Annotated in this window: 6 protein-coding genes; 1 reads left to right on the forward strand and 5 read right to left on the reverse strand. The window is 41.0% G+C overall.

What is annotated here, in order from left to right; translation table 11 throughout:
- Nucleotides 1–261: 261 nt before the first annotated feature.
- Nucleotides 262–1,869 (reverse strand): leucine-rich repeat protein, encoded by a 1,608-nt coding sequence (locus tag OCV60_RS00400; RefSeq protein ID WP_117784678.1) that lies wholly within the window; start codon nt 1,867–1,869, stop codon nt 262–264.
- A gap of 538 nt (nt 1,870–2,407) precedes the next feature.
- Here OCV60_RS00400 and OCV60_RS00405 point away from each other — a divergent pair.
- Nucleotides 2,408–2,980 carry a biotin transporter BioY gene (locus tag OCV60_RS00405; RefSeq protein ID WP_117784677.1) on the forward strand — a complete coding sequence of 191 codons (573 nt, stop codon included), beginning with the start codon at nt 2,408–2,410 and terminating at the stop codon, nt 2,978–2,980.
- Between the two features lie 123 nt (nt 2,981–3,103).
- On the opposite strand, the gene OCV60_RS00410 is transcribed toward OCV60_RS00405, so the two are convergent.
- The 4 genes from OCV60_RS00410 to OCV60_RS00425 form a co-directional block, all read right to left on the reverse strand.
- Nucleotides 3,104–4,822, reverse strand: coding sequence for a leucine-rich repeat protein (locus OCV60_RS00410; protein WP_262528943.1), 1,719 nt, complete (start codon nt 4,820–4,822; stop codon nt 3,104–3,106).
- Nucleotides 4,823–5,170: 348 nt separating this feature from the next.
- Entirely contained in the window at nt 5,171–6,856 is a 1,686-nt protein-coding gene (locus tag OCV60_RS00415; RefSeq protein ID WP_262528945.1) for a [FeFe] hydrogenase, group A, read from the reverse strand.
- A 14-nt stretch (nt 6,857–6,870) separates the two neighbouring features.
- Nucleotides 6,871–8,769: an NADH-quinone oxidoreductase subunit NuoF gene (locus OCV60_RS00420; RefSeq protein ID WP_117784674.1), complete on the reverse strand. Its 1,899-nt coding sequence runs from the start codon at nt 8,767–8,769 to the stop codon at nt 6,871–6,873.
- Nucleotides 8,762–9,244: a complex I 24 kDa subunit family protein gene (locus tag OCV60_RS00425; protein ID WP_118675518.1), complete on the reverse strand. Its 483-nt coding sequence runs from the start codon at nt 9,242–9,244 to the stop codon at nt 8,762–8,764. Before OCV60_RS00425 ends, OCV60_RS00420 begins: the two co-directional genes overlap by 8 nt.
- Between the last annotated feature and the right edge of the window lie 120 nt (nt 9,245–9,364).

A 9,364-nucleotide genomic window follows, 5' to 3' on the forward strand; every position in this document is an offset into this window, starting at 1 on the left:
TCTTTTCAATATCATTATATCTCATTTAGATAATTACACTGATTTTTACAATATAAAAACCGCCAGCGGAAAGAAGTTCTTTTTTTATCAAATAATATTATCCTTAACCATTCTATGTCATTACAAAAAACGATCCTCCGGAACAAATATATTCTGGAAGATCGTTTCAATTACAGTATTCATATAGTCTGCATTTCTGCATAATATACAGATACGCAGGCTATATAATTTTGCGTATATTATATTACTCTTTCCGGCTTTTTAGATTGCCTTGATCTTTACATTCTTGCTCAGTCCGCATTTACGGAAAAGCTTCTCATATGTACTAAGCTTGCTCTTTGGTACTTTGACTGTCGTCTTTGACGTAATACCGGCAAATGCATTCTTGTTCAGCGTTTTGGATGTAAGCTTCGTGGATTTGATCTTTAAAACCTTTAAATCCTTGCTGTTGGCAAAAGCATATGATCCAATTTCTTCAACTGATTCATCAAGGATAATGTACTTTAAATCCTCTGTACCAGCAAATGCCTTGGAACCAATTATTTTCACAGAATTACCAATTATAATGGATTTACAAATATTTTCATCTTCACAATAGGAGTTCAACTCCTTAAATGCATTTTCCCCGATTGCTGTTACCTTATATGTTGTATTTCCAAATTTAAAACTTTTTTTAACTTTTTTTGATGGCTCACCATAAGGTGCAATTATATCCAATTTATAATATACACATGTTGCGGTTTCTTTCCCTTTCTTGCTTCCAGTGATGCGAAATACATAATAATCAAATTTCCCATCATCAAATAAAGTAATATACTCGCCGGTTTTCATCGGTTTTGTCTTCTTACTTTTTATTTTTATTGAACGATCTATCTCTTGATCATAATAAACACTAGTTTTTTTTACGCCCTCTGCTATAATAACTTCTGTTAGTTTATTTGAACTGCAATCAATACGATCACATAAAGGACTTGCACTAAAATCCAATTTTGTTAATTTATTGTGATAACAATCCACGTTGCGTAATGACTTATTATAACTGGTATCCAAACTTGTCAGTTTGTTATATGAACACAACAGGTTAGAAAGCCATTCATTATATCTCAAATTCAGTTGTTTCAGATTATTGCGACTACAATCCAATTCAATCAGTCTTGTATTCTTGGTAACATCCAGCTTTGTCAGTTTATTATCTCTACATTTTAATAAACTTAATTTTTTATTTTTTGTCACATCTAATTTTGAAAGCTTATTAGACGAACAATTTAATACTATTAAATTTTGATTTTTGCTTATATTCAAGTCTGTAAGTTTATTGTCATAACAATCCAAATATTTTAACTTGGAATTTCTGCTAACATCCAGCTTCGTCAATTTATTGTCCCTACAAGACAAATATTCTAATTTGGAGTTCTTGCTAACATCTAGCTTCGTTAGTTTATTGACGTCGCAACCTAATTTTACTAACTTCGTATTTTTTCTGACATCCAACGTCGTCAGTTTATTACAGCTACACTCCAACGTCTGTAACTCTGTAAATATATTGATACCGGTCAGATTTTTACATATATAGCCACCTACTTCACTCGCAGAACCCAGATATATTGTCTTTACGCTCTTAATCTCTGTTTTTGACAATACACCATCCTTATTCAAGTCGATATTCTCAGAAATATATTTCCGAAATCCTTTATCCGGGAAATTCGTTGAATTGATCTTCACATCCCCCTGAGCCGCATCAACTTTCCTCATTCCTGCATTACTAAATAACAGTGGTACTGCCACCAAGGCTGCCAGACCTCCGGCAACCATCAGACGTTTTAATTTTGTCTGCAATGCCAATTTGTTCATTTGTTTCTTGTTTTTCATATTGTCTCTCCTTCCAATTTCTTCTTTTTACTCCGGGTTGATACAAACGCAGAAAGACCCGGAACGGGATAATCTTCCATTATCCTGTTCCAGGTCTTTAACTGTCGTTCTATATTTATCGCATACAAAAAAGCGCTATTTAAGCGTGCTGTGCTGTGCTGTGCTGTGCTGTGCTGTGCTGTGCTGTGCTGTGCTGTGCTGTGCTTAAGCCTCTTCCTTTCTGCATCCTTTGTCAATCCCTTTCGCGTAAAATTTACGAATTTAGTGTAGCACACTGAAAGGTAAATGACAATTCCTAAGTAAAGTTATCCAAATGTCAACCAATAAATGCATTTTGCGGTTGACATTCAAAGACATGGCATCTATAATGTTATCCAGTGGGTGCCATTTAATAGTTGACATTCAATTTGTTATCGGGAAGCGGATAGCTTAGCCCTGCTATCCGCTTCATATTTTTGTCAATCCCCCTTAACCTCATCCAATCGAGGGATGGCATCCATTGTACCTATATTATTTATTCAACAAGGAGAACACACACATGAAAAACAAATTCACAACCGTGGAGATTACAATGATGGCTGTATTTGCAGCAATCTTATGCGTATCCGCATATTTAAGTATCCCAACTCCACTCCCAAATGCAGCACACATTACGTTACTGAACTTTATGATCATGCTCATTGCACTGGTATTTGAAGTTCGCGACTCAACGATCATCGTTGCTTTATGGATGATCCTCGGTGCAGTCGGCGTTCCGGTATTTATCGGCGGCGGCTCCGGTATCGGTTATCTGACAGGAGTATTCGGTGGATATACATTCTCATTTATTATCGTTACTATCTTTGCAGGTCTGACAAAGGGTAAGAAATACAATCGTATCCGTTATACGATCGTTGCTATTTTAACAGCAGCCCTCATTGATATCATCGGAATGTTATGGTGGAAGTTCAACGGAAACTTAACCTGGAAAGTTGCTTTCCTTTCAGGCTTTGTTGCATTTATTCCATTAGATCTTGTAAAAGCTATTATCGCTGCACAGATCGTTCCATTATTCAAGAAGCTGATGCCGGAAGCAAATGCAAATACAGTCGCAAAGAAAGAAGCAGCATAAAAAAATATTATATAGTTATAAAACAAGCAGGAATCTTTAAAAGATTTCCTGCTTGTTTTTATTTTATAATAACTTAACCGCTGCCTCTGCAACAAATATATTATATTACTCTTTCCGGCTTTTTTAGATTGCCTTAACCTTTACATTCTTGCTCAGTCCGCACTTACGGAAAAGCTTCTTATATGCGCTAAGCTTGCTCTTTGGTACTTTGACCGTAGTCTTTGAAGTGATACCGGCAAAGGTTTTCTTGCTCAACGTTTTGGATGTCAGCTTGGTTGTTTTGATCTTTAAAACCTTTAAATCCCTGCTGTTAGCAAAAGCATATGATCCAATTTTCTCAACTGATGTTCCAAGGGTGATCGTCTTTAAAACTTTTGTTCCTGCAAATGCCTTGGAACCAATTGTTTTAATACTTCCTCCGATCACAATATTATTATTTCCATCATATTCAGAGAATGTTCCACCTGCAAATGCTCCGGAATCAATGGACGTCAGCTTATAAGTCTGATTTCCATATTTTACTCCTTTCATATAGCTTTTCCAGCCTTTTGTGCCGAAAGCACCTGCATTGGTCCATGCTCCAAGAGATACTGTCCGGTTTCCGGCCTTTGTACTTGTAACACGGAAGGTACAATATGGATAATTATAAGTATCCTCAACAAAATAGGTTCCATTTTTGACTGGTTTTGTCTTCTTCTTTATGGATACCTTCAAATTTTTATCATAGTAAATTCTATCGTTTTCCATATTCTTTGGTACGATAATTTCTGTCAATTTATTCTCATTGCAAACAACAGAATTACATAAAGGACTTGCACTAAAATCCAGTTTCGTTAACCTGTTATTTGTACACACTACCCATACTAAGGCATTATTATGACTGGTATCCAACTGGGTCAACTGATTCTTTGCACATTCCAGCTTTACAAGCTGTTTATTATTTGTAAGATGCAACTGAGCCAGCTTATTATCAGAACAGACCAAACCTATAAGTTTTTCGTTTTTATCAACATTCAATTTTGTCAGTTTATTGGTATCGCAATACAAGTCTACAAGATCAAGATTCTTGGTAACATCAAGCTTCGTAAGTTTATTACTACTGCAAACAATTCTAGACAACTTCGTATTTTTACTGACATCTAATTTTATCAGTTTATTACTATCACACCACAGATCATGAAGTTTTGTATTTTTTGTAAGATTGAGTTTTGTCAATTTATTACTGCTGCAATACAACTCTACCAATTTTGTATTCTTACGAAGATCCAGACCAGTTAAGTTATTGCTGTCACAAGTTAATATCTCCAGTTTTACATTTTTGCTGACATCTAACTTTGTCAGTTTATTATCATAACAACTCAGTTCTTTTAATTTCGTTAATTTGGATACATTCAATTCTTTTATGCCGTTATGACCACAATTTACGAATTCCAGTTTTGTATTTTTGTGCAGGTCCAGTTTGGAAAGAGATTTCTGGCTTTCACATTCCAGTCTTTTCAATTCTGTAAACACACCAATACCGGTCAGATCATTATAAACATATTCATTTCCAGTTTCATCATAATGCTCCAGTTTTATTTCAGTAACTTTCTTAATCTCCGCTTTTGATAATACACCATCTTTGTTTCGGTCAATGTTCTTAGAAATATATTTCCGAAATCCTTCATCCGGGAAATTCGTTGAATTGATCTTCACATCCCCCTGTGCTGCATCAACTTTCCGCATACCTGCATTTCCCGATAACAGTGGTACTGCTACTAATGCTGCCAGTCCTCCGGCGATCAGCAGACGTTTTAATTTTGTCTGCAAAGCCAATTTGTTCATTTGTTTTTTGTTTCTCATATTGTCTCTCCTTCCAATTTCTTCTTTTTACTCTGGGTTGACACAAGCGCAAAAAAGACCCGAAACAGGATAATCTTCCATTATCCTGTTCCAGGTCTTCTCAACTGCAATTCTATATTTTATGGTATGCAAAAAAGCGCTATTTAAGCGTGCTGTGCTGTGCTGTGCTGTGCTGTGCTGTGCTGTGCTGTGCTGTGCTGTGCTGTGCTGTGCTTAAGCCTTTTCCTTTCTGCATCCTTTGTCAATCCCTTTCGCAAAAAATTTACGAATTAAGTGTAGCACACCAAATGGTGAATGACAATTGTTAAAAATCACAGATTCTATGTGTTACAACAAATTAATACAACTCTACAGATTCCGGTGCAGCAGACGATGTTCTTTTCCGGCAAGAAAATGATCGTACAACTGGCGAACTGCCGGGTTTTCCTCGGAGAAACGGACATTGGAACTTGCGTCTGCATTGTACATACCTTCCATACGGCTCCGTCTGGTTCTTGGGCCTGCGCCGGATGGCTGACCACCACCCATGATACATCCTCGTCTGCACGCCATAACCTCAACGAAATCATAGCTTGCTTCGCCGGATCGGATACGGTCAAGCAACCGTCCTGCATTTGCAAGACCATGTACAACTGCGATCTTCACTTCTCTGCCATCTAACTCGATCGTTGCTTCCTTCGTTCCTTCAAATCCCCGGACACCTGTATAACTGATCTCACGGATCGTGTTATAGGATTTGTCCTCCGCAAGGCGACGGAGCACCGCTTCCGTTACACCACCTGTCGTTCCGAAGATCTTGCCTGCACCGGAAGCCACGGAAAATGGTGCATCTGCGGATTCATTTTCCAGTTCGGTAAACTGCAGTCCCATCTGCTTGATCATCCGCACAACCTCTGTCGTTGTGATGACATAATCGGTATCCTGTCTGCCATCCGTGAAATTATCCGGTCGGAGGATCTCTCCCTTCTTTGCTGTACAAGGCATGATCGATACAACCATCGTTCTCTTACCATCTTCTTTATCTTTCTCCGCAAAATAATCCTTGATCACTGCTGAGAACATTCCTTGTGGAGAACGGCAGGTTGACAGATTATCTGCAAATTCCGGATATTTTTCTTCACAATATTTGACCCAGCCCGGACAACAGGATGTAAATAATGGCAGCTTCTCATCCGACGCAAGACGCGCCGCAAATTCTTTGGATTCCTCCATAACCGTAAGATCGGCACCAAAGCTTGTGTCAAATACCATGTCAAAGCCCATGATACGAAGTGCTGATACCAGCTTGCCAAAACAGTTCTCGCCCTTTGGTATACCGAAGTTATCTCCAGCTGCCACGCGGACTGCCGGTGCGATCTGTGCGACCACCCGGATAGACGGATCTTCGATCGCATCCCAGATATCGGTTACATTGGTACGGATCGAGATCGCTGCGGTCGGGCAGACAACTGCACATTGTCCGCATCCTACACAGTCTGTCTCTGCAAGCGGCTTGTCAAATGCCGGCTGCACCTTCATTTTCGAACCACGGAATGCAAAATCGATAACACCAAGTCCCTGAATCTCATCGCAGGTACGCACACAATCACCGCACAGGATACATTTATTTGGATCCCGGACGATAGATGGTGAACTCATATCGATCTTTTCTTCTTTTTTATTATTCAGGAAACGAACCGCATGCACACCAACCTTATAGGCAAGTGACTGGAGCGCACACATGCCATTCTTCTGACAGGTCGTACAGTCTCTGCAATGAGAGGATAACAACAGCTCGATAATAAGCTTTCTGTACTGCTGCACTTTCTTTGTATTCGTATAGATCACCATGCCCGCTCTCGGTGTCTCGGAGCATGCTGCAAATATTTTTCCTCTGTCATCTTCTACCACGCACATACGACATGCGCCATAGATGGATAATTCTGAATGATAACAGAATGTCGGGATGTCGATCCCTGCCTTTCGGATCAGAGACAGAACATTCTTCTCGCCCTCGATCGGCACTTTGATTGAATTGATCGTAATATAATCCATGTTCGTCTCCCTCCTTAATTCTCTGTATATACTGCATGGAACGCACAATTATCGATACATGCACCACACTTGATACATTTGGCTGTATCAATGACAAATGGTTTCCGGATCTCGCCTGTGATCGCACCAACCGGACAGTTTCTCGCACATTTGGAACAGCCCTTACATGCTTCCGGATCGATCTTATAGCGAACCAGTGCTTTACAGTTTCCGGTTCTGCATCGTTTGTCAACCACATGCTCGATGTATTCCTGACGGAAATTCTTCAGCGTACTAAGTACCGGAAGGGCTGCGCTCTTACCAAGTCCACAAAGGGCTGTGTCAGTGATTGCCTGTCCCAGTTCCTCTAACAGATCCAGATCCTCTAACGTACCATTTCCGGCAACGATCCGCTCCAGGATCTCAAGCATCCGCTTGGTTCCTTCACGGCATGGAACGCATTTGCCGCAGCTCTCGTTCTGTGTAAAGTTCATAAAGAAACGGGCTACCTCAACCAGACAGGTATTCTCATCCATAACAACCAGACCACCTGAACCGATCATCGCTCCTTTACTCTTTAATGAATCAAAATCCAGACTGACCTCCAGATCATCCGTCACCAGACAGCCACCGGATGGTCCACCGATCTGAACCGCCTTTAATGGGATATCATCCTTTAAGCCACCACCGATATCATATACGATCTCACGCAGCTTCGTTCCCATCGGTACCTCGATCAGTCCCGTATTCTTTACACTTCCGGTCAATGCAAATGCCTTTGTTCCCGGACTTTTCTCCGGTCCGATCGACTTATACCAGTCCGCACCATTTAAAATGATCATGGATACATTTGCATAGGTTTCTACATTATTCAGAACCGTCGGCTTGGCAAATAAGCCCTGCTCTACGGTTCTTGGCGGCTTGGTTCTCGGCATTCCGCGCTGTCCCTCAATCGATGCCGTGAGCGCACTTCCTTCTCCGCAGACAAATGCTCCCGCGCCACGATTAATATGTATATGGAAAGAGAAACCGGAGCCTAAGATATTCTCACCAAGAAATCCCGCTTCCTCTGCCTGTGCGATCGCAGTCTTCAAACGGCTGACTGCCAGCGGATATTCTGCTCTTACATAGACATATCCCTCCTGCGCACCAACCGCATATGCAGCAATGATCATCCCCTCTAACATCTTATGCGGATCGCCTTCCATCACGCTTCGATCCATGAACGCACCCGGATCTCCCTCATCACCATTGCAGACAACATATCGGATCTTCTCCGCCTGTCTGGCAACCTGCTGCCATTTGTATCCGGTCGGGAAACCACCGCCTCCACGTCCACGCAGATTGGAGTCACTGATGACCTGAATAACCTCCGAAGGCTCCATGGTAAATAACACCTTACGAAGTGCCTGATATCCACCGACCGCAAGATATTCATTGATATTTTCTGCATCGATATGTCCGCAGTTTTTCAGTACCAGTCTGGTCTGTTTCTTATAAAATGGAATTTCTTCCTGCTGTCTGTAGACAATACCATCCTTGTGATACATCAGACGTTCTACCGGTCTTCCGTGCAGGATCGTCTCGTTGAAGATCTCCTCGCAGTCTTCTTCCTTTACTTTTATGTAGATATAATTATATGGCTCGATTCGCACAAGCGGCCCCATCTCGCAGAAACCATGACAGCCGCTTTTCTTCACGCCGACATGACAGGATTCTTTTATAACTGTATCCTCCGCCTCCGGGACAAATTCTACCTTCACGCCCTCCGACTGCTTCGCCATCTCGCAGAACCGGTCGTATATTTTCTGAGAGCCACCCGCCAGACATCCGGTTCCTGCACAGACAAGGATCCTGTGCGAATCCGCATGCAACATCTCTTCTGCCTGTTTTACTGCTGCGTCAAGCTCCGATACATTTGTTATTCTATTCATTCGCACCCTCCTTCAATTCTGCTATCAATGCAGTTACTTTCTCCGGTGTCATAGCCGGATGAACAACATCGTTTACCGTCATGACCGGTGCGAGTCCGCATGCGCCAAGACAGGATACTGTCTCTAATGTGAACATCATATCATCTGTTGTGTGTTTCTCTTTTGACAATCCAAGTTCTTTATACAATTGATTTAAGATATCCATGGATTTTCTGACATGGCATGCGGTTCCATCGCACACCTTAAGAATGAACTTTCCTTTTGCATCAAATGAAAAGTTCTCATAGAATGTTGCTACGCTGTAAGCTTTTGCCTCTGTAATATTCAGTTTGTCCGCCACATATCGTAATAATTCCGGCGGAAGATACTTATATTCGCTCTGAATATCCTGAATGATCGGGATCAGAAATCTTGGCTCTGTCCCATATGCAGCAATAATCTTATCAGCTTCATCGTAGTAAGATTGTTCCAGCATGTATTACCCTCCGTGCTTTGCCCCATTGTTGGGAATTTTTATCAATACCTCATATACAGATGATAACATTTTTCAATAGGATTTGCACGAAGATTTTGGATTGAAAAATAAACCCCCGCC

Origin of the sequence: Coprococcus ammoniilyticus (assembly GCF_025567345.1) — a bacterium.
Taxonomy (GTDB): Bacteria; Bacillota; Clostridia; order Lachnospirales; family Lachnospiraceae; genus Coprococcus; species Coprococcus ammoniilyticus.